Source organism: Polynucleobacter sp. AP-Sving-400A-A2 (genome assembly GCF_018688155.1).
Taxonomy (GTDB): Bacteria; Pseudomonadota; Gammaproteobacteria; order Burkholderiales; family Burkholderiaceae; genus Polynucleobacter.
Genome location: NZ_CP061312.1, coordinates 1278303 through 1298821, shown reverse-complemented (window position 1 = coordinate 1298821; position 20519 = coordinate 1278303). Strand labels below are relative to the sequence as shown.

The window sequence follows — 20519 nt, the reverse complement described above, 5'->3', positions numbered from 1 at the left end:
GCATGAATCAAAACATCAGTGACCTCCAAGAGTGTGTAGCAACCATGCGAGATGGATCAAAGTCCTTCTTCGCTGCCTCAAGAATTTTGCCTCAGAGAGTCAGAGACCCAGCAACAGCCCTCTATGCATTTTGTCGAATTACTGATGATGTAGCTGATGCAGTGGATGCAGAACCAGATGCGATTCCGAAACTGCGTGAGCGTCTTGATCGAATCTATCAAGGAAGGCCTGACGACATACCTGCTGACCGCGCCTTGTCGATTGTTGTTAAAGAATATGACCTCCCTATCAGTCTCCCTCTAGCCCTCATCGAGGGTTATGAATGGGATACGCAGTTCAGAACCTATAACTCCTTAGAGGATTTATTGGACTATTGCGCTAGAGTGGCCGGCACAGTCGGAGCGATGATGTGCGTCATCATGGATCGTCGCGATCCAGAGACCTTAGCAAGAGCTTGTGAACTTGGCTTGGCAATGCAATTAACTAATATTGCCCGCGATGTAGGTGAAGATGCTGCAAATGGTCGCATCTATTTACCTTTGGATTGGCTTAGGGAAGCTGGATTAGATCCTCAAGTTTGGTTAAGCAAGCCTGAGTTTAATGATCAAATTGCGAGTGTGATCGCTCGTCTTTTAAAGCATGCGGATGTACTATATTCCCGCTCGGAGAGTGGAATTTCAGACTTACCCTGGGATTGTCGTCCTGCTATTCAGGCCGCTCGCCTGATTTATTCAGAGATTGGCCGACAAGTAGAAAAGCTTAATTTGGATTCCGTTTCGACCAGAGCTTATGTACCCTCCAAAAGAAAGCTGATTCTTCTAGCAGAAGCTTTTACAGCTATCTCTAAGATATTTTCTCGGAAGCTTGAAGTGGATGCCGATAAAGCCATTCAGTATCTAGTAAATGCGGTGATTGAAGTCCCGCATGAAAAGCGTTTTGATGGAACAACGCATGATCATTTATTGTGGTTCGTTGATCTCATGGAGAGACAAGAGCGTCGCCGCAATACTCGTACGCATGGTAGAGCCCTACAGTAGCTATTAGCGCTAGTCACCACGTAATTCGCGGCATTCTCCAAGGTAGCATTAATTGAGTTGAAGTTAGGGTCAGCTTGGGTACGCTTAAGGTTTCATGAAATGAGAGCACCTTCTCACCCAGGAGTTCAGAATTTAAAACCGAGCGAGTGTAGAAGGGAGTATTTTCTAAAACCTTTTGCACCGCTAAGGTCTCAGCACTTTGATTGCGCATATGCCCTCGAATCCCCCACATCGTTTTTGGTAGAGCCTGCCTTGGAGGGGGTTCAAAGTGATCAATTGTTCCATTGGGGTTGAAAGTGAGTGCCAATAGATTTTCTTGAGAATTCTTTTCGCGCACATCATAAATTACTGAAGTTCTTCCACCACTCATTTCTGCTCTTGACCAATCCCATTCATGAAAAGCTTGACTGATGGGCTCATCTCCTTCGTTGGAATCTAAATAGGCATTTCCTTCCCACTGTAAGTCAGGGGAATTGAGTCGTACCTTAACTCTTGCTGAAGGAGCAAGAGGTCCCCAGCGATGTTTACCAGCAGCATCTAACGGTGTACTAAAGTTGAATAAGGTATTGGGATAGAGCTCAACAGTACCCGCAATCTTTTGCCCAAAAGGTACTGCGCGCTCCTGTATCTGAACAGTTAACTTATTGCCATCCCAATGCAGACTACTCGGACCAATGACAAAATCGGTAGAGTTACGGGAGACTTGTTTTTCTCCTCGCTCAGTCATAGCCCAACGATTTTTCCCTGGACTATAGATGGCAACATTCAGAGAGCAATGATTTTCGGGGTTGACTGAAGAATTATTTCTCCTTGCCCAGGCATAGTAGGGTGAGAAAACGCTACCAACAAATGCAATCAGGACTATGCCGTGCTTACCATCATCACTTAGAGCATCGATGTACCACCAGAGATAAGCGTTCTGCCCGACAGCCTGATCAAACCGAGGTGATCCATCAGGGTTGCGGCCGCCATTCGTCCCGATAGTGCTGCCATTGGCACTCCCGGACCTGGATGTACGCTGCCCCCCGCTAGATAAAGGCCCGGAATCGGGCTTTGCGCTGAAGCTCGCCCAAAAGTTTCCATCCAGCCATGATTGGCTTGGCCGTAAAGGGCTCCCCCCGTTGCTGGAAAGAGTTGATTGAAAAGAGAGGGCGTTGTGCGTTGACATATTTCGCTATCCAAGTCGATATTAAGACCACACTGTTGTAGAAGATTAAAAGTTTCGCGTTCACATGCGTCGATTTCTTGCGCACTAAATTCTGACTGATCGCCTTTTGCTGGTGCATTGACTAGACATAGCAGTCTTTGTGATTTCAAACTGGCTTGATATGTATCGCCTTGATCTTGTGCACATACGTATACCGTTGGCTTTTTTGGCAGACGTTGCTTTTGAAAAATATCATCAAACTCAGCACGGTAGTCTTGATTAAAAAACACATTATGTCGAACTAAAGGAAAGCCATCTGTTTTCGCATTGATCGACCAGGTAACAGCAGAAAGCGATCTTTTGGCAGCGCTAGGGGGGGTCATTTTGGTATTCAACGATTGTTTGCTAGACGGATTGAGTAAACCCGCTTGAAGCGCAGCCAGATCACCGTTAAAAATGACTGCCTTTGCTTGAATACTTGTGCCATCGGCCAACCTCACTCCACTAGCACGACCTCGCTCTATTAAGATTTCTTCGCAAGCTTGGCCAGTCTTGAATTGGACACCTTTATCTTGCGCTAACTTCTCAAGGGCCCTAACTAGGCTATACATGCCACCTTCAATTGCCCATACTCCTTGTGCCTCCACATCGGCAATTAACATTAAGGTGGCGGGGGCTTGATAGGGCGATGAACCACAATAGGTTGCGTATCTTCCAAATAGTTGGCGCAATCTGGGGTCATGGAAGTAGTCACCGAGTGATTTCCATAGAGTATTAAATAAGCCAATCTCGTATAAGACCTTAGATCCCGATATACCAAGATCAGTAATCATGCCCCCAAAGCTGGGCTTTTCAGAAAGCATGTAAGGTTTTTCAAGTGCCCGATAGAGTTTGCGACATTGCCTGGAAAATTGAAGAAAGCGATCTGCTTCGGCCGCAGAAGAAAATTCCTTGATCGCTTCTGCTGATTGGTCGGCATTAGCAAATAAATCTAGCCTTTCATCTTTGCTCCAGGCATGACGGGCTAAGACATCTAGCTTGGTAATCTTTAGTTCAGACTCTAAGGTGGTGCCCGCTTTTTGAAAGAGCGCATCAAAAACCCAGCGCATGGTAAAGACGGTAGGGCCAGAATCTATTAGCACCGGAGAGATGGGATCGTTAGAGCAATTTAATTGCCGAATCTTACCTCCCAGCTGATCTTCTTTTTCGATCAGCATCACCTCAACGCCAGAAGAGGCTAGATCGAGAGCGCAACATAAGCCACCAATGCCGCCACCGACAATAATGACTGGCAGTTTAGACAAGGGTGCGACCTTTCCAGCTTCCATCTACATCAAAAGGGATGAAGCGCGAAAACATGGACTCAGAAAAATAATGCCCACTTAAGGAGGCGCGAATTGCATTTTGATGGGCGCCTTGTCGGGCATATTGATCCATTGCTGCTTGGGACTCCCAAATAGTAAAAGTCGCTTGTCGAAAGAAAGGAGCTTCACCGACCCCAGCAGCAATAATGCAACCAGATGATTGTTCAAGTGAGATTTCTGCTGCAGGTTGCTTACGCCAAAAGGGGATGCAATATAGCGGCTTAATGGATGCTCTAGTAATCGATACGATCGGGCCGGAAGAGGGTGCTTCAGCTGTTATGTGTGGAGCAAAACCTGACCATTGGCCTTTAATCGAATATGCCTTCAGTTTGACTGAAAAAAAATCTTGAGCATGCGCTCTGTACCAGCGAATTAATCTTGAAGATTGGTAAAACTGTTCTAGGCTAGCTATGTCTTGAAAAACGCAAAATAGTGCCTGATGTGTTCCGCTTGGATGAATCGAGAAGCCACCGTTTCTTCCTGAGCCCATATGCTTATAGAATTTCAGTCCAGGAGTATTCCAAAGTCCTAGGCGGGCAAACATGAGTCTGAGAATACCGCTGATTTTTGCTGATAATTGGATATCAACCAGAACCATTAATGCAACTTGGCCGTTCATTACAGGCGTTCTAATCAATAGCCTTAATGTCGCTATCTACTAGGCCGTATTTCCGTAATTTAATGTATAGGCTTTGACGTGATAAGCCTAAGATTTCAGACGCTGAAACACGATTGTCATTACTTAAATCTAAAGCAGCTTTAATGCAGAGCTCCTCAATCAAGTCAGTTGTCTCGGTAAGGATATCTTTCAGAGGAACTTTTCCAACCAGCATGGATAGTTCTTCAGAGCTGCGCACCAGTTTTTTGTCTATGCGTTTTTCTTTATTTTCTCTCGAATCCATTTGACGGAAGATCATCCCAATACAGGCGCGAGGATGAGCCACGGATACCGCTGAAATATCGACCAATTTAAAGCCACTACTATTGTTGCTAATAGAGGAGATGCAGGATTGCGCGCTAGCTCTTCCCTTGAGGGATTGCATCATTCGATCAAAATCCGCTGTCTCTGAGCCTAGATAATTTTGTATAGAGGTACCAATTAATTCTTGCTCGCTCTTGCAGTTACTTAATTTAATAAAAGCTTTATTGGCTTTTAGAATCTGACCTTCCGGTGTACAAACAACAAAACCATAAGTATTGTTTTCTATGGCCTTCACGGTTAAAGAGTCAGACTCCAACATAAGGGCTGCTTGAGTGTGATCCAGTGGCTTGAGGTTCAGTAGTAAGTGAAGTTTTCCACTATTGGTAAAAGAGCTTACGCTAATTTGGATTTTTTTGCCACCAACAAAAGAAGTATCTAATTCTCTTGATTCGCCTATTTCGAGCATCTCTTGAAAAAAGCTAGTTACTTTACTGAGTTCATCGGCAGGTAGAAGAGATAGAAACGATCTTCCAACACAATCTTTTTTGGCAACTAACAGTTGCTTAATAGCATTGCTATTCATCTCGACAATTGGATATCCATCGTCTGCTTGAAGAATGATGATGGATTCAGATCCTATTTCAAAGATAGAACGAAAACGTTCTTCTAGCTGATTTATTTGCAGATAGTTTTGACTAATCTGTTTCTGAGCTGCAACCAAATCTTGCTGTAGCTGAGAGATTTCACCAAGATCTCTACCAATAACAATAATCTTTTGGTTCGATAGCGCTTTGATTGAGGCGCACATTATTGGTAGCGCTGTATCTTTTGCGTTGCTGGAGAGATTAATTTGTCTAAATTTGGAAATATTGTCTTGGTTGGCATCGTCCAACAAGTACTGAACTTTTTTTCTGCTGTCAGGCTCGACTACCTCCAACCATTTTTTTCCAATGAGGTCGTCTGGAATATGCTTGGCTAAGCTTTGTTTATGGGAGTAGATGTCTTGAATTGATCCAGAGTCATCTAATACAAAAGAGATATCAGCGGATGCTTGCGCTAAATGGCTAAGCTCTTCACTGCTTAAGTTCTGAAAAAGATTATGTGGTTGCGGTGAGATGGTCATCTTAATTCAAACGGTTTCTTTGTGATAACAGGTTAGAAACTCTCTGAATAGCTTCTTCTGCCGTAAGGGCGCAAACGTCTGCAGAGCAGGTGCTAACTAGCTCTGGTTTGAAGTCGAATAACGGTCCACCCACCATCGTCAGTATCTCTTTATTTTTTGAGACTATTTTTATTTCTTTCAACAACGATTCCATTGTATCCCACTGAGCCTCAGTTGAGACAGAAATAGCAACTAAATCACAGGCTTGTAAGCGAATTCGATCTTTTAACTCTTCACTGGAAATTTCAATTTCCACTGTTGTATTCCAGCCGGCTAGTTTGAAAAACTCGCCCAACATTAAGATGCCTAGGGTGTGCTGTGATCCTGGCACGTTAACAAGAAGAGCATTTCCCTGGAACTCGCTGAAATTACTTTGATTGACGAAGATGGGACTAAGTTGATGAATCAGATTCTGAGCACGCCCTAGGGCCAGCGTGACCTCCGTAAAGCTGTTTTCATCATTCTCCCAAAGCTCCTGTAAACGCCTAGTAGATGCTGGGATGAGATTTACATAGAGGGAGATAAGAGAATGCCCCGATTTTTTCATGCGCTCTATAAAAGAGAAGCATTCCTCTACAGGCCCATCTATTAATGTTTGGCAAAAGTCGACAATTTCTGATTGCTTCACCTCAATCTCAGTTTCATCGCCATTCAAACCATTGGCGGAAACTAATTTATGCCCCATAAGTAAGCGGGGGATGATTTCAGACTCAATGGTTTTATTGAGCCACAGCATCATTTCCGCATTATCTAATTCGCCTAAATTAGATTGAAATGTTTTTTTAAGCGATTCAGACAAAGCCCATCTCCCAAAGATGTAATTAGGAATACAAAGTAATAGGTGTTGAATGCTCACCAAAAAATGTTGCAGTGCAAAATATTCTCATTTGTCTTAAATATTGAACATTTGCTTGGATATCATTTAGCCTCCTTTTTGAGTAACTTTCCATAGGGAAAACACCACTTTAGGGTATTCCCGAGGACTTTCTTTTCCTAAATATCGTAAACTTTCTGTGACACTTTTGGGTTTAAAAAGTGCGTTAACGATTGTCTAAAAGTTGTTTTGGAAAATACAGCAGACTGTGCATGGAAAAAACATATAAGCCACTCTACACCCCAGAAGAAAGGGTAAAAAGAGACGCGACTAAATGGACCCTGGTTCAGGGAATCTTAGCGCCTGTTCAATTTTTGGTTTTTTTGGTGAGCTTGTATTTAGTGCTGCGTTTTTTGTGGACAGGAGAAGGGGAGTCCGCAGCCAATATCTCGGTGGTGGTGAAAACCTTAACGCTCTACACGATCATGATTACTGGATGCATTTGGGAAAAAGTCGTTTTCAATTGCTATTTATTTGCACCGGCATTCTTCTGGGAAGATGTCTTCAGTATGTTGGTATTGCTTTTGCATACTTTATATCTAGTAGCTTTAGCAACAGGCTACTTAGACCAATATCAATTAATGATTTTGGCATTAGCTGCCTATGCAACTTACGTAGTGAATGCAGGCCAATTTATTTGGAAGTTGCGGATGGCGCGTCTAGATCAAGAAAAGAAACAGCGCGAGTCTCAGCTTGGCGCTGAGGCTATTCGTCTTGAAGCTGCTCAAGCAGCAGGTATTAATAGCTCTCAAGCCACCTTAACCGGCTTAAGTGTGGATGAAGCTGAAGAGTTACATCGCAATCTAGTTCAAGGGACACAATTTTTTGGATTTATAGCAATCATTGCGCATCTCCTTGCTTATATATATTCCCCTTGGTTGAAATAATCTAAAAGACTCTAAGAACTAATGCAAAAAAACTCCTACACTCAAAAACGTAGCCAACTAGAGGAATACTTTGATCGAACGGCAGTTGATGCTTGGGCGAAGTTAACTTCGACTGCGAAGGTGAGCGGCATTCGTGCCAAGGTCAGAGCGGGTCGCGAAGAGATGCGTCACCTATTACTCAGTTATTTACCTAATGATTTGACTGGTCATCGAGTATTGGATGCTGGCTGTGGAACTGGCGTGTTGGCGGCCGATTTAGCTAAGCGCGGAGCACATGTCCTTGCGATTGACTTATCACCCACTCTAGTTGATTTGGCTCGCGAGAGAATTGGCAATGATTTTGGAGCAGGCTCTATTGAGTTTCGTTCAGGCGATATGCTCGATCCTGCCTTAGGTGAATTTGATCATGTCGTTTGTATGGACTCCATGATTCACTATCACCATTTGGATATTGCTGATGCTATGGCTAAGCTGGCCGATCGTACGCGAGCCAATATCGCTTTTACTTTTGCTCCTAATAATGCCGCACTAAGTACATTGCTTACTATTGGCAGCTTATTTCCGCGTAGTGATCGATCGCCATTTATCCAACCGATTTCGATGGAATCTCTCACTAGAACTTTTAGTCAGCATGATGGTCTTACTGATTGGGCGCCAGTGAGCACCCAAAAAGTACAGCGTGCTTTTTATTTTTCACAGGCTATGCGTCTCAGTAAGAAGCAGGCCAATCAAAATATAGCGCGATAGTAATGAAAATGTTTACTCTGACCTGGCGCGGCAAAGAGCTATTTGAAAATTGGAAGCGAGTGAGTCCAAGATTCTTGCCTTTTGCTGATGTTGCCACCAAAGAGTTGCCACTCAGTCGCCTCTTAAGACTATCGCTATTTCAAGTCTCAGTTGGTATGGCAATGGTGATGCTGATTGGTACCCTCAATCGCGTGATGATTGTTGAGTTGCAAGTAAGCGCCGCCTTAGTTTCTATTATGGTTGCCTTGCCACTTCTGTTTGCTCCATTCAGGGCGTTGGTTGGCTTTAAGAGTGATAGTCACAAGTCTTTTCTTGGCTGGCGCAGAGTGCCCTATATCTGGATTGGTGCTTGGCTGCAATTCGGTGGTTTTGCCATCATGCCTTTTGCATTAATTCTGTTGTCTGGTGACACCACCTGGCCGGCTTGGTTTGCACAAGGCGCAACGGGACTCGCTTTTTTATTGGTGGGCGCCGGTATGCAGACTACGCAAACTGCTGGCCTCGCACTAGCATCTGATCTCGCTCAACCTGAAGCCAGACCTAGGGTAGTTGCACTCATGTATATGATGCTGCTGGTTGGCATGGCAGTAAGTAGCGCCATCTTTGGTTATTTGCTGATCGACATCACACCGCTTCTGCTCATTCGGGTAGTACAAGGTGTTGCGGCAACTACCTTAATTCTCAATGTGATTGCAGTTTGGAAACAAGAGCCGCGTCAACCGCATTTAACGGCGTACTCAATTCCAACTCCCAGCTTTAAGGAAACTTGGGCGACTTTTACAAAACAAGGCAAAGTGATCCGTTTCTTAGTGGCCCTGGGCTTAGGTACTGCAGCCTTTAGTATGCAAGATATTATTTTGGAGCCTTACGGTGCCGAAGTATTGGGCTTATCAGTCAGCGCTACAACAGTGCTAACGAGCTTAACTTCCTTGGGTGCTTTAATGGCTTTTGGTTTAGCAGCGCGTTATTTAAATCGCTCTATTGATCCATACCGCCTTGCCGCTATTGGTGCCTTGTTTGGGATTCTGGCATTTAGTTGCGTCATTTTTTCTGAACCACTGCTTTCTCCGACGCTATTTCGTTGTGGTGCATTTTTAATTGGCTTCGGCGGCGGTTTATTTTCTGTGAGCACCTTAACTGCCGCAATGAGTTTTGAATCCGGCGGCATGAATGGTTTAGTGCTCGGAGCTTGGGGCGCGGTACATGCTACTGCATCTGGTATTGCAATTGCCGCTGGCGGGGTGATTCGAGATGTGATTTCTAGTTTAGCGACTAGTGGTTTTTTGGGCGATGGCCTTCTTTCTGCTGCTACAGGCTACAGCTTTGTATATCACATTGAATTTTATTTGCTGTTTATTACCTTGATCGCAATTGGGCCTTTAGTTGTCATGAATAAGCAGCCCATGATGAAGGCTTCTCGGAAGTTTGGTTTAGATGAATTACCAAGTTAACTAGCAGTAAAGTATTTTTCACGATAAGCATTATTGTTAAAAGGGAGAGCAAGATGGCAACCGGAGCAATTACAGAATATATAGATGTTGCGCAATTGGTTCTATATGCATTTTGGGTATTTTTTGCAGGTCTTGTGTATTACCTGACTATTGAAAGTAAGCGCGAAGGTTTTCCGCTTGAGTACGATATTCGGGGTGAAACGCGACGAGCTGAAGGTATTGCTGGTATGCCAGCGCCGAAGACTTTTCATACAGAATATTTTGGTGATGTAACTGTGCCCAAAGATGAGCCCCTTGAGAAAGTGGCTGCTCGACCTTCAAGCTACTTAAATGGCGCTCCTTTGGTTCCAACTGGAAACCCAATGTTAGATGGGGTTGGACCAGGGGCATTTACGATGCGCGCAGACATTCCTGACATGACATCGGAAGGTCAAAAGCGGATTCTGCCAGGGCGTTTACTCGGTCAATTTAGCGTTGCCAAGCAAGATCGAAATCCAGTTGGCATGGAAGTCAGAGGCGATGATGGTGTTGTTGCTGGCACCGTGAAAGAGTTATGGATCGATCAGGCTGAAGTAATGATTCGTTATTTCGAAATTGAAACTTTGCCCGAATTTGGCGGCAGAAGAGTATTGCTACCAATGAACTTCTCCCGAGTCCATCGCGATTACATTAACGTCAAATCGATTCTGGGCAATCAATTTGCTTTAGTGCCGGGTTTAAAGAGTCAAGATCAAATTACTCTGTTGGAAGAAGAGAAGATCATGGCTTATTACGGTGGCGGCACTCTTTATGCAACCCCTGAGCGCCAAGAACCTCTTATTTAAATCGTTTTAAAGAAAGTATTTTTGTGAGTCAACAACCTTATCAATCAGCAGAGTATGAGTTTGAGGCGGCCTTAGGGTTGCCTGAACCATTGCCACAAGATGAATTTATCTTGTGGCAGGGAGCTCCTAATTGGATCTCCATGGCAAAGCACGTATTTCGTTTGCAATGGCTAGGCCTGTACTTTGCAGCAATTGTGATTTGGCAATTGATTTCTGTAGCCCTTAGTGAGGGTGGCTTAGCCGCTGGATGGAGTAGCGTGGCACTTGCTTTTGCCTTAGCTGTGCTTGGGCTGATATTAGTTGGTTTCATGGCTTATTGGTCTGCAACTGAAGCTATGTACACCTTAACGAACCGCCGTATCGTGATGAGAGTCGGTATTGTTTTGACCGTCACATTTAATCTTCCGTACAAAACTTTAGGCAGTGCCGGTCTCAGGTTATACAAAGACGGTACAGGTGATATTCCAATGCAAATTTCCTCTGAGGATAAGATTGCCTACTTTCATTTGTGGCCTCATGCACGTCCATGGCGTTTAGCTGTTCCAGAGCCAATGATGCGTTGTGTTCCAGAGGCAAAGCAGGTGGCAGCCATCCTGACAGAAGCCTGGATTGCATCTGCTGGTTTGAGCAAAAAAGCAGCTCAAGAAATTCAAGTTGAGCAAGCTGGAGTGCAGACGGCATGAGTATTCTACAAAGCAAGGATTCTCTATCACCTGTAGCCAAGATACTGGTGGCCACTGGGATGGTCATTTTGTTGCTATTGGTATTTATTAACAGTCGTGACTTGAGTCAGGTAAGAGAGCCAGATGCAGTGCCTACCAAAGTATTGCAGTTGCGCTTTGAAGATCGTCCAGATGGTTCTATCGCAGTAATTAATTACAAAACTGGACAGGAGATCGATTCCGTTCAAGGTGAGGCGGGATTTGTTAGAGGTACTCTGCGTGGGCTTGCCCAAGAAAGAAAGCGCAGGGGATTGGATGGTGGGCCACCCTTTGAATTAATTTATAGAGCAGATGGCCGCTTGACTTTATTCGATACAGCGACCGGGCGCATGCTTGATTTAGAGTCTTTTGGACCTACCAATGCAGGAACATTTTTTAAGTTATTTGATGCATCACAGGCTGTAGCAGTTAGTAAATCATAAATATTTTTTTGGAGTGAGAAATGAATTTAGATAGCGCAGAAAGTATGTTGCAAAGTCAAATCCCTGCAAAGGGTGAAGTTAATCAATCCACCAAGATGGCATTAGAAGATGCAGTATTGAGCCCGCGCTTTTATACGACTAATTTTAAAGAGATGGATCGTATCAGCATTGATTCCTTGCGCCCTGAGTGGGATGCATTGATGGCAGAGTATGAGGGTGATAACAATCATGATCACTTTCAGCGCCCTGCTGATATGGACAAGGATTACTCTAATCTTCATCCGGCCTTATATGATGAGTTTGTTGACTTCTTGATCAGCTCAATTACTTCTGAGTTTTCTGGTTGCATTTTGTATGCTGAGATTAAGCGTAAGGTCACCAATCCTGACATGCGCATGTTGTTCGGTTACATGGCTAGAGATGAAAGCCGTCACGCTGGCTTTATTAATCAATGGCTCAAGGACTTCAACATCGGTATTGATCTAGGTTTTTTAGCGAAGGCTAAGAAATATACTTACTTTAGGCCTAAGTTTATTTTTTACGCTACCTATCTCTCCGAGAAGATTGGTTATGCCCGCTACATCACTATTTTCCGCGAACTTGAAAGTCGCCCTGAAACACGCTTTCATCCGATCTTTTTATGGTTTGAGCGCTGGTGTAATGATGAATTCCGCCATGGTGAATCTTTTGCATTAATCATGCGTGCCAATCCGAAGTTACTCCAAGGCGTAAATAAGCTATGGATTCGTTTCTTCATCCTTGCGGTGTATGCCACGATGTATGTACGTGACCATACTCGTATTGAACTCTATAAGGCGATGAAGATCTCCCCAACAGATTACGATAAAAAGGTACTTTTCATCACCAACGAAATTATTAAGCAAGTCTTCCCAATTTCCGTGAATTTAGATGACCCCCGTTTCTATCAGTATCTTGAAGAGATGAGAATGGTGTTTGAGAAGATGGATGTGTGCAAAAAAGAGGGTGGTTTAATCAATAAGTTGAAGACTGCCGTTTTAGGCGCGCGTGCTGGCATTATATTTTTGAAGTTGTACTTCATGCCAGTTCAAGACAATGCCTTGCCGGCTGATGTTCGTATGGTTCCTTCTTGGTAATTTGATGAGCATTGTCTGGCCCATCCTCTACTCCATTTTTATATGGTGGTTTAGCACGGGAATTATTCTCTTGCTAAACCAACGTCATCCTTCGACCTATAAAAATGCTTTTTGGGTAAGCGGTATGATTTTGGCTTTGGCTTTAGTTGGACTAAAAACTAGTGCCAATTTAAGTACTGTAGCCGGTGCTTATTGCGGCTTTACCTGTGCCATTTTGGTTTGGGGTTGGCAAGAAATCGGCTTCTTATTTGGTTACGTTACCGGTCCTCGTCGAGATCCTTGCCCAGAAAATTGTCGGGGCTGGCAAAAGGCCTATCTTGCATTTAAGACGATCCAGCATCATGAGATTGCCTTGGTAATTCTGGCACTTGCTGTGACTGTAATGACTTGGGGTGGCTCTAACCAGACTGGTTTTTGGACTTTTATGATTCTCTGGCTAATGAGGCAGAGTGCAAAGTTAAATATCTTCTTGGGTGTTTTGAATCTTAATGAACGATTCCTGCCTAATCATCTTAAATACATCTTTACGTATTTCACCTGCAAACCCATGAATCCATTGCTTCCAATATCTGTGATTGGTGGTGCTCTCTTTGCAATTCCATTATGGCAAGCTGCGCTTGATCCTAATGCAAGTGATTTCGTGGTTGCCTCAATGTCATTGACTGGCGCTATTTTGTCCTTGGCAGTCTTAGAGCACATTTTGATGGTGGTTCCTTTTTCTAGTGAAGGCTTATGGAAATGGGGGATGCGATCATAAATACGTCCACCATGCGCCGCTTTCCTGCGCCATCCGCAATTTTAGAGTTGTTAAAACCCATTACTTGGTTTCCACCCATGTGGGCGTTTGCCTGTGGAGTGATTGCAACTGGCGTTTCCTTTGAGGGACGTTGGCACTTATTAGTTGCTGGAGTCATTCTCGCTGGTCCGATGGTCTGCGCTGCTAGTCAGGCAGTAAACGATTGGTTTGACCGTGAAGTGGATGCAATTAACGAACCGCAGCGTCCTATTCCCTCTGGTCGGATGCCGGGGGCTTGGGGTTTATACGTTGCCATTATTTGGACTGGTCTCTCACTCTTGTTGGGTTGGTTCATTAGTCCCTGGGCATTTGTGGCAACACTACTCGGTCTTTTGCTGGCCTGGTTCTACAGCATGCCGCCATTACGCTTTAAGCAAAACGGTTGGTTAGGTAATGCGGCTTGTGGAATTTCCTACGAGGGCTTGGCTTGGTTTACAGGCTCAGCGGTGATGATGGGAGACTTATTCCCCTCTACGCCATCCATTCTGCTGGCTATTTTATATAGCATCGGCGCGCACGGCATCATGACCTTGAATGACTTCAAGGCGATTGAAGGCGATCGTCAAATGGGGGTACTTTCTTTACCCGTCCAGCTCGGTGTTGCAGGTGCCGCTGAAAATGCGTGTTTGATGATGTTGGCTCCCCAATTTGGCGTCTTTGGCCTTCTATTGATCTGGGGTGCTTACTGGCAGGCTGGCGTGATTGTGCTGTTGATAGCGGGGCAAATAGTGATGATGCGTAATTTCTTGCTAGATCCAGTTAAGCGCGCATTATTTCTGAGTGGTTTTGGTGTGCCATTGTTTGTTGCAGGAATGATGGTGAGTGCGTTTGCAGTGGCAGGACGTTTCTCGGTCAATTAATTCATTCCACCATGAACACTTCTCAACCCACCTATCTCACTTGGCCTCAAATCGCTCGATTAGGTTTAGTGCAAGCGTCTTTGGGATCCATTGTGGTGTTAACTACCTCGCTACTAAATCGTGTAATGGTAGTTGAACTAGCTCTGCCAGCAATCCTGCCTGGTGCATTGGTGGCGATTCATTATTTTATTCAGTTAATACGGCCCCGGATGGGTTTTGGCTCTGACCAAACGCGTAGAGCTACTCCTTGGATTCGTGGCGGAATATTAGTATTAGCGAGCGGTGGGGTACTTGCTGCTGCCTCAACGATTCTATTAAGTAGCTCAGTAGGATGGGGCATTGCGCTGGCCACGGTTGCCTTTTTAATGATCGGTGTTGGCGTTAGTTCAAGCGGCACCGCATTGTTGGTTCTTCTGGCAAAACGTGTAGAGCCGAAAAAGAAGGCTGCCGCTGCTACCTGCGTTTGGTTAATGATGATTTTTGGTTTTGCTTTTACGGCTAGTGTCAGCGGAAAGTTTCTGACGCCATTTTCATTTGAGCGTTTGTTAATGGTTTCCACCACCGTTTCTGTGATTGCAGTGGTGGTGACATTCTTAGCCATTTGGGGAATGGAGTCCCCACTTGTAAAAACGCAACAGTCTTCTTCTAGTGCAGATGAGGCTGAGTCAGCATCTAGCCCCATGAATGTTAGCTTTCGGGAAGCCTTTGCTGAGGTCTGGCAAGAGAGCAGGGTACGTTCGTTTACTTGGTTTGTCTTTGTGTCAATGCTGGCGTATAGCTCTCAAGATTTAATCTTGGAACCTTTTGCTGCAGTTGCCTTTGGGTTCTCACCCGCAGAGACAACAACATTGTCTGGCTTGCAAAATGGTGGCGTCCTCCTTGGGATGCTCTTTTTAGCCTTCATTACGAGCAAAGCTAAATCTCAGACTTTAACGTCATTGAGTACTTGGACTATTGGCGGCTGTCTTGCTTCAGCCTTGGCGATGTTGGGCCTTGTCTTATCAGGCCCCATTGAAAATGTCATGTTCTTTCAGGCGGCTGTTTTCTTATTGGGGATCTTTAATGGCGCATTTTCTATCGCCGCAATTGGATCGATGATGCAATTTGCCAGTATGGGCAGCGCTCGGCGTGAGGGTGTTCGCATGGGTATTTGGGGGGCATCGCAAGCGATGGCCTTTGGTTTAGGTGGAATTATTGGAACTGGCTTGAGCGATATCGCAAGGATTGTTTTAGGCGATCCCGCTTCGGCATATGCTTTTGTCTTTTTCTTAGAAGGTGTTTTATTTGTGGTGGCTGCTTACTTGTCATTTCAGACGCGTGCGCAAAAACAAACAAACGAGTTATCAAAGCAATTGGTTGGCGTTTAAGTTATCAATGAAGAATTAATGCACTCAATATATGGAGACCAGAATGAGTACTTTAGAAACTTTTGATGTCGTAGTTGTTGGTGGTGGTCCTACTGGAGCTACTGCTGCAAGTGACCTTGCTAAGAAAGGTCGAAAAGTACTCTTATTGGATCGCATGGGCCGAATTAAGCCTTGCGGTGGTGCTATCCCTCCACGCTTGATTAAGGATTTTGAAATCCCCGATGAGCTTTTAGTAGCTAAGGCCAATTGCGCCAGAATGATTGCTCCATCAGATAAGACGGTAGATATGCATATTGAGGGCGGCTTTGTGGGGATGGTCGATCGCGATAAGTTTGACGAATTTTTGCGCGTCCGTGCTGCCAACGATGGCGCCGAAAGAAGAACCGGTATTTTTGAAAAACTCAGCAGAGATGAAGATGGTTGCTCAGTGGTGCATTATGTCGTTCGCGGTGCTAAGCAGGGATTGCCTGATCATATGATGTCTGTACGTGCTAGAGCAGTGATTGGTGCAGATGGCGCTAAATCAGGAGTCGGACGCCAAGCTATTCCAGGTGCGAAGGATGTGGAATATGTTTTCGCTTATCACGAGATCGTCAAGGTCCCTGAAAATCCGCCAGCAGACTTTGATGGCAGCCGTTGCGATGTGTTTTATCAAGGCGCTTTATCCCCTGATTTTTATGGCTGGATATTCCCTCACGGTAATACCATGAGCATTGGTACAGGTACGGCTGATAAAGGTTTCTCTTTGCGCAGTGCAGTTGGCGCACTAAAGAAACAAGCCGGTCTTGAGGGCGCTGAAATGTTACGACACGAAGGTGCACCTCTTCCAATGAAACCATTAAAGAAGTGGGATAACGGTAGAGATGTAGTGTTGGCTGGCGATGCTGCTGGAGTAGTTGCTCCAGCCTCTGGGGAAGGGATTTACTACGGTATGTATGGTGGCCGTGTTGCTGCAGAAGCAGTAGAAGAACTACTCGTTACTGGCAATGGCAAGGTTTTAGCAAATGCCCGTAAAAAATTTATGAAAGAACACGGTACCGTGTTCTTAGTTCTCGGAATCATGCAGCGTTTTTGGTACAACAGCGATAAACGTCGCGAGCGCTTTGTCAAAATGTGTGAAGATAAAGATGTACAGCGCCTAACCTTTGAATCATATATGAATAAAAAACTTGTACGCCGTGACCCTATGGCGCACATCAAGATTTTCTTTAAAGATACTGCGCATTTATTAGGTTTTGCGAAAGTTTAAGGTGTCATTATTCAGCAGTAGTTGTAAATTAGTTCTAATTACTGAAAGGAAATAGAAATGAGAGATAACAGTGCAACAAACTTACGAAATAAAACCGGCAAAATCTATGTGATTGGGATCATCGCATTTTCAGGATTGATTATCGGAATTACCTTTATCAAATTCTTGTTTTCAGTTTAATTTTGCGGTGTCAGGCTCAGTTGTTCGAGACTGAAGCCGTTGTCATTTACTAGGCGGTTTAGCAGCGCCTGATACTTTTTGGGTTCAACCGTCTTGGTGCGGGAGAGAATCCAAAGGTATTGCCTTCTGGGGTCACTCACGGCTGCTAACTGATATTCGGGGTCGATATCGATTACCCAATAATCTCCCCAGACCATTGGCAAAAATCCGAGCCAAGCTGGAGCAAAGCGAACCTCCAGGGTGGGGGAGGTGGAGTTGCCAATTTGCCTTGCAGTACCCATGGCCTCGCCTTTTTCACCATTTTCAAAGGTGCAGCGATTAGTGACGCTGACATTGCCATCATCCTTGATCTTATAGGTGGCATTGGTATCGGCTATACATTTTCTTTGAAACCAATTTGGAAATTTGGCGATCTCATACCATGTACCTTGGTAGCGAGGTACATCGAGTGATGAAATAGTTTTAATAGGCGCAACTTGCTTTTGATCACCTTGCGCAATTGCAAGATTGTGAGTTAGACCAAATGCTAGCAGGGCGATGAGAGAGTAGATTTTTTTCATAATGTTTCTCGAGGAAAGGATGGTGAAGGTTATGAGGATTTCAGTTCCATTGAGCAGGATTCAATCCGCTCTTGCGCCTCACGTAATTGAATCAACTCTGTGCCCGCCTTATTAATTTTGAGTTGGCCAATATTGGGATCATAGCGCATCAATACTTGATAAAAATCTTTCACTTCAAGCAAGTTCACTTTGATTTCTTTGTCAGCTAAAAACAAATTCGCATCCAAAGAGCCTTTAGTGATTTCAAGCTTTAGCGGGCTACCATTCAGATTACATTGGATCACCTTATTCTGACTATTGATGGCCTCGAAGCTTGGACCACCAGCATCACACCCCCACAATAACAGGGGGATTAGGCATGAAAAAAGATGCTTGAAGTGCATACGGATCTTAGTCTTATCTGGATCCCAGCGGCGAAACTCCAATGAGATATTGATGTAGTCCAAAAATAAACGCAGCCCAAATCACAATTCCTGTGACAACAACAGTAATGGTTGCTTTAGTACTTATCACCGCCTTTTCTGGCATGTGAATAGGGCGCTTTCTAGCTGAACGGAAATCCAACACTGCCCACAGTAAAAAGGATCCAAATAAAATCAGGTCTACTAGGGTGCCGTTTGCTAACAGGTGTGCAAGCGCCCATACTTTGACACCCAAAATCATTGGATGCTTTAGCTTTAGCCGGATAGCATTATTGTTTGGTGAACTACCCGCCAGGAAAATAAAGGCAACCAGATTTAATAGGATGGCAATATGGGTAAGGTAAGTAGCAGGTTGCCACAGAACGACGGGTGTTTGTCTCGCTTGTCCGTAGCCAATGACGATCAATACCAATCCAATCAAGGAGATGATGGTGTACAGACCCTTCCATTTCACCTCACCTAAGCGATCAATCATGTGATTACGCCACGGTTCAGCAAAGATGCGACAAGAATGACTACCAAGAAAAATAATAAGACCAATGATGAGTAAAGACATGTAATGCTCCAGTAAGAATACTTATTCTAGGGTTTTATGAGTTTCAGATTTAGTCGGCTTGATACCATAGGGCTCAACTAGTGGCCAGATATGATTCGGAATCATCGAAGCCATTTTTGCGGGCTCCTCTCTTCTGAGATGGAGTACTGTTTCAATTGCTTTCATTTCTACCCGGGTTCGAGCAAACTCCAAGCCACGGGGACCAATCTTTGGCATCAACCATCCCACAATTGGTCTTAACCAATTCGGCATTTTTCTTAAAGGGAGTCCGCCTGCAGCGCGTTCGACATTCTTCATAAAACCTACAACGGCAGAGTGACGTTTACCTGCAGTACCCGGAGCAGATGTTGTGACTTCATCCCCAAGTAAATTAAGTAGTTCTTCACCACGGTGATTACGCACGATGAGCCATTGCTCTCCCTGCCCACCCATATAGCCAACCGTAATATCTGATAGAACGTTAGTGTAATCAACACAAGTGCGGCAGGTTAAAGGAAAGAAGTCATTTGGTAAAGTGGACAGCGGTAATTGAAGAAATGGTATTTCTTTCTTCTTGCCATTTTTAAAACGAACCTCAACATGATAGTCGGCCCTAAATTCAAGATAGTTAATCTCTTCGGGCTCCGAACTAATGAGCGATAGAAAGTGATGAAAGTTTTCTGTCGTCGTGTTATCTGAGCAGGGCGTCCCAATGACGTAGAGTTTTTCAAGCCCCAATTCTTTTTCAAGCGCTCTTAAGGCGTAAACCTGACAAGGGATGCCGATGACTGCCATTTTCTTGTAACCCTTGGCAATGGCTGGCTCCAACAGAGAGAGTAGCGGTGCGTATCCCATTCTCATGCCACGACATTTAGCCATATCAGATGCTTTATCAATAATGATGGGTAATGGCTTCCAGCGATCGTTAGGATCCTCAGTCATGGTCAGAATGGCATCAACTGCGCCAGTCTCCAGTAAGCGTTCACCAATGCGAGTGGTAATGCCTGTCCACTGAGCGCCCGTACTCGGATTTTTAAGTCCTGCACGCAGCATTTTGGTGAATGGACCAAAATGAAGTTCATCTGGTCGATTCACATCTCTGGGTCTACCGTGTACCTGTGTTTCTAGTTCGGGATATTTCGGCTTGATGAACTGGCAAGCGTCACCACAGCGTTTTGGATTACTGGTACGAGAGATCCCGCAGTCAGTACACAAGCTTCGATATGGTGCTGTATCCAGTGTCACGCTAGCCTTTCATTTTTCGGATTTTCGGGTGGGGCAAAGCTATATAGCTAAAGCTTCTCAATCCATTTATTATGACCTGAATATTCAATATTTGCAGAGCGTTTTAATCATTTTGGAGAATGAATTATGTTGCCGAATATCCCCCTCAAAAGACTCGATGGAGCCCAAGAAAATCTACAAGACTATGCAGGCAAGGTGCTTCTCATCGTCAACGTAGCTAGTCGTTGCGGGTTTACACCGCAATACCGCGATCTACAAAATTTGTATAAAGAAAATAAAGCCTATGGCCTGGAAATTTTAGGATTTCCTTGCAATCAATTTGGCGCTCAAGAGCCTGGCTCGGCGGATGAGATTCAAAACTTTTGCAGCGCCAGTTATGGCGTCACATTTCCGATGTTTGAGAAGATAGATGTGAACGGCGCTTCCGAACATCCTTTGTATGCATTTCTAAAGGAGCAGGCTCCAGGGATTTTAGGAACCACTGGCATTAAATGGAATTTCACTAAATTTCTGGTGAGCAAAGATGGTCAGTCCGTTACACGACTGGCATCTGCCGATGGCGCAAGCAAGATGGCAGAGGCGATTAAAAAAGAGCTGTAGATCTAGGCTCGTTTGATGAGTGCTACTGCTT

Annotated in this window: 22 protein-coding genes; 13 read left to right on the top strand and 9 right to left on the bottom strand. The window is 44.6% G+C overall.

From position 1 onward, the window contains the following. Nucleotides 1–2 precede the first annotated feature (2 nt). Nucleotides 3–1037: a phytoene/squalene synthase family protein gene (locus C2758_RS06890; RefSeq protein ID WP_215327529.1), complete on the top strand. Its 1035-nt coding sequence runs from the start codon at nt 3–5 to the stop codon at nt 1035–1037. A gap of 13 nt (nt 1038–1050) precedes the next feature. On the opposite strand, the gene C2758_RS06885 is transcribed toward C2758_RS06890, so the two are convergent. The 5 genes from C2758_RS06885 to C2758_RS06865 form a co-directional block, all read right to left on the bottom strand. Beyond that, nucleotides 1051–1764, bottom strand: a complete 714-nt coding sequence (locus C2758_RS06885; RefSeq protein ID WP_251369161.1) for a carotenoid 1,2-hydratase — start codon at nt 1762–1764, stop codon at nt 1051–1053. A 158-nt stretch (nt 1765–1922) separates the two neighbouring features. Next, nucleotides 1923–3488 (bottom strand): 1-hydroxycarotenoid 3,4-desaturase CrtD, encoded by a 1566-nt coding sequence (gene crtD, locus C2758_RS06880; protein ID WP_251369160.1) that lies wholly within the window; start codon nt 3486–3488, stop codon nt 1923–1925. Next, on the bottom strand, nt 3481–4167 hold the full coding sequence (locus C2758_RS06875; RefSeq protein WP_215327527.1) for a spheroidene monooxygenase: 687 nt from the start codon (nt 4165–4167) through the stop codon (nt 3481–3483). Before C2758_RS06875 ends, crtD begins: the two co-directional genes overlap by 8 nt. Nucleotides 4168–4177: 10 nt before the next feature. Further along, complete coding sequence (gene ppsR, locus C2758_RS06870; RefSeq protein ID WP_215327526.1) at nt 4178–5593, bottom strand: transcriptional regulator PpsR; 1416 nt, start codon at nt 5591–5593, stop codon at nt 4178–4180. A gap of 1 nt (nt 5594) precedes the next feature. Next, nucleotides 5595–6431, bottom strand: coding sequence for a B12-binding domain-containing protein (locus C2758_RS06865; protein WP_215327525.1), 837 nt, complete (start codon nt 6429–6431; stop codon nt 5595–5597). A gap of 287 nt (nt 6432–6718) precedes the next feature. On the opposite strand from C2758_RS06865, the gene bchF reads away from it, so the two are divergent. Genes bchF through C2758_RS06805 form a run of 11 tightly spaced genes read left to right on the top strand, consistent with a single transcriptional unit; the run spans nt 6719 to nt 16946 of the window. Further along, nucleotides 6719–7393, top strand: a complete 675-nt coding sequence (bchF, locus tag C2758_RS06860; protein ID WP_251369159.1) for a 2-vinyl bacteriochlorophyllide hydratase — start codon at nt 6719–6721, stop codon at nt 7391–7393. 21 nt (nt 7394–7414) lie between these two features. Beyond that, complete coding sequence (bchM, locus tag C2758_RS06850; protein WP_215327524.1) at nt 7415–8140, top strand: magnesium protoporphyrin IX methyltransferase; 726 nt, start codon at nt 7415–7417, stop codon at nt 8138–8140. Nucleotides 8141–8142: 2 nt separating this feature from the next. Then, a complete protein-coding gene (locus C2758_RS06845; protein WP_305849017.1) occupies nt 8143–9591 on the top strand; it encodes a BCD family MFS transporter in 1449 nt (482 codons plus the stop codon). A 53-nt stretch (nt 9592–9644) separates the two neighbouring features. Beyond that, a complete protein-coding gene (gene puhA / locus C2758_RS06840) occupies nt 9645–10415 on the top strand; it encodes a photosynthetic reaction center subunit H (RefSeq protein ID WP_215327523.1) in 771 nt (256 codons plus the stop codon). Nucleotides 10416–10438: 23 nt separating this feature from the next. Next, nucleotides 10439–11098: a photosynthetic complex putative assembly protein PuhB gene (puhB, locus tag C2758_RS06835; RefSeq protein WP_215327522.1), complete on the top strand. Its 660-nt coding sequence runs from the start codon at nt 10439–10441 to the stop codon at nt 11096–11098. Continuing rightward, nucleotides 11095–11559 carry a photosynthetic complex assembly protein PuhC gene (puhC, locus tag C2758_RS06830; RefSeq protein ID WP_215327521.1) on the top strand — a complete coding sequence of 155 codons (465 nt, stop codon included), beginning with the start codon at nt 11095–11097 and terminating at the stop codon, nt 11557–11559. The genes puhB and puhC overlap by 4 nt, the downstream gene beginning before the upstream one ends. A 20-nt stretch (nt 11560–11579) precedes the next feature. Next, nucleotides 11580–12674, top strand: coding sequence for a magnesium-protoporphyrin IX monomethyl ester (oxidative) cyclase (gene acsF, locus C2758_RS06825; RefSeq protein ID WP_251369158.1), 1095 nt, complete (start codon nt 11580–11582; stop codon nt 12672–12674). Next, the gene (gene puhE / locus C2758_RS06820; RefSeq protein WP_371817688.1) at nt 12634–13431 is read left to right on the top strand and encodes a putative photosynthetic complex assembly protein PuhE; all 798 of its coding nucleotides are present in this window, start codon (nt 12634–12636) and stop codon (nt 13429–13431) included. The genes acsF and puhE overlap by 41 nt, the downstream gene beginning before the upstream one ends. An 11-nt stretch (nt 13432–13442) precedes the next feature. Further along, on the top strand, nt 13443–14330 hold the full coding sequence (gene chlG / locus C2758_RS06815) for a chlorophyll synthase ChlG (protein WP_215327519.1): 888 nt from the start codon (nt 13443–13445) through the stop codon (nt 14328–14330). Nucleotides 14331–14341: 11 nt separating this feature from the next. Beyond that, nucleotides 14342–15697, top strand: a complete 1356-nt coding sequence (locus C2758_RS06810; RefSeq protein ID WP_215327518.1) for a BCD family MFS transporter — start codon at nt 14342–14344, stop codon at nt 15695–15697. Nucleotides 15698–15740: 43 nt separating this feature from the next. After that, nucleotides 15741–16946 carry a geranylgeranyl diphosphate reductase gene (locus tag C2758_RS06805; RefSeq protein ID WP_215327517.1) on the top strand — a complete coding sequence of 402 codons (1206 nt, stop codon included), beginning with the start codon at nt 15741–15743 and terminating at the stop codon, nt 16944–16946. Nucleotides 16947–17122: 176 nt separating this feature from the next. Here the strand turns inward: C2758_RS06805 and C2758_RS06800 are convergent, their stop codons facing one another. Genes C2758_RS06800 through C2758_RS06785 form a run of 4 tightly spaced genes read right to left on the bottom strand, consistent with a single transcriptional unit; the run spans nt 17123 to nt 19888 of the window. Then, the gene (locus C2758_RS06800) at nt 17123–17686 is read right to left on the bottom strand and encodes a lipocalin family protein (protein WP_215327516.1); all 564 of its coding nucleotides are present in this window, start codon (nt 17684–17686) and stop codon (nt 17123–17125) included. Between the two features lie 29 nt (nt 17687–17715). Beyond that, nucleotides 17716–18069 carry a hypothetical protein gene (locus tag C2758_RS06795; protein WP_215327515.1) on the bottom strand — a complete coding sequence of 118 codons (354 nt, stop codon included), beginning with the start codon at nt 18067–18069 and terminating at the stop codon, nt 17716–17718. 13 nt (nt 18070–18082) lie between these two features. Next, nucleotides 18083–18664: an NnrU family protein gene (locus C2758_RS06790; protein ID WP_215327514.1), complete on the bottom strand. Its 582-nt coding sequence runs from the start codon at nt 18662–18664 to the stop codon at nt 18083–18085. Nucleotides 18665–18685: 21 nt separating this feature from the next. Then, a complete protein-coding gene (locus C2758_RS06785; protein WP_215327513.1) occupies nt 18686–19888 on the bottom strand; it encodes a Coenzyme F420 hydrogenase/dehydrogenase, beta subunit C-terminal domain in 1203 nt (400 codons plus the stop codon). 123 nt (nt 19889–20011) lie between these two features. Here C2758_RS06785 and C2758_RS06780 point away from each other — a divergent pair, with 123 nt between their 5' ends. Then, entirely contained in the window at nt 20012–20488 is a 477-nt protein-coding gene (locus tag C2758_RS06780; protein WP_371817717.1) for a glutathione peroxidase, read from the top strand. The last annotated feature ends 31 nt before the right edge of the window (nt 20489–20519 follow it).

Coding starts and splice junctions, on each gene's coding strand:
- puhA (WP_215327523.1), top strand. CDS start 9,645: ATGGCAACCGGAGCAATTACAGAATATATAGATGTTGCGCAATTGGTT.
- C2758_RS06885 (WP_251369161.1), bottom strand. CDS start 1,764: ATGACTGAGCGAGGAGAAAAACAAGTCTCCCGTAACTCTACCGATTTT.
- puhC (WP_215327521.1), top strand. CDS start 11,095: ATGAGTATTCTACAAAGCAAGGATTCTCTATCACCTGTAGCCAAGATA.
- C2758_RS06790 (WP_215327514.1), bottom strand. CDS start 18,664: ATGTCTTTACTCATCATTGGTCTTATTATTTTTCTTGGTAGTCATTCT.
- C2758_RS06890 (WP_215327529.1), top strand. CDS start 3: ATGAATCAAAACATCAGTGACCTCCAAGAGTGTGTAGCAACCATGCGA.
- bchM (WP_215327524.1), top strand. CDS start 7,415: ATGCAAAAAAACTCCTACACTCAAAAACGTAGCCAACTAGAGGAATAC.
- C2758_RS06800 (WP_215327516.1), bottom strand. CDS start 17,686: ATGAAAAAAATCTACTCTCTCATCGCCCTGCTAGCATTTGGTCTAACT.
- bchF (WP_251369159.1), top strand. CDS start 6,719: ATGGAAAAAACATATAAGCCACTCTACACCCCAGAAGAAAGGGTAAAA.
- chlG (WP_215327519.1), top strand. CDS start 13,443: ATGCGCCGCTTTCCTGCGCCATCCGCAATTTTAGAGTTGTTAAAACCC.
- C2758_RS06810 (WP_215327518.1), top strand. CDS start 14,342: ATGAACACTTCTCAACCCACCTATCTCACTTGGCCTCAAATCGCTCGA.
- C2758_RS06875 (WP_215327527.1), bottom strand. CDS start 4,167: ATGAACGGCCAAGTTGCATTAATGGTTCTGGTTGATATCCAATTATCA.
- C2758_RS06805 (WP_215327517.1), top strand. CDS start 15,741: ATGAGTACTTTAGAAACTTTTGATGTCGTAGTTGTTGGTGGTGGTCCT.
- C2758_RS06845 (WP_305849017.1), top strand. CDS start 8,143: ATGAAAATGTTTACTCTGACCTGGCGCGGCAAAGAGCTATTTGAAAAT.
- ppsR (WP_215327526.1), bottom strand. CDS start 5,593: ATGACCATCTCACCGCAACCACATAATCTTTTTCAGAACTTAAGCAGT.
- acsF (WP_251369158.1), top strand. CDS start 11,580: ATGAATTTAGATAGCGCAGAAAGTATGTTGCAAAGTCAAATCCCTGCA.
- puhE (WP_371817688.1), top strand. CDS start 12,634: ATGCCTTGCCGGCTGATGTTCGTATGGTTCCTTCTTGGTAATTTGATG.
- C2758_RS06795 (WP_215327515.1), bottom strand. CDS start 18,069: ATGCACTTCAAGCATCTTTTTTCATGCCTAATCCCCCTGTTATTGTGG.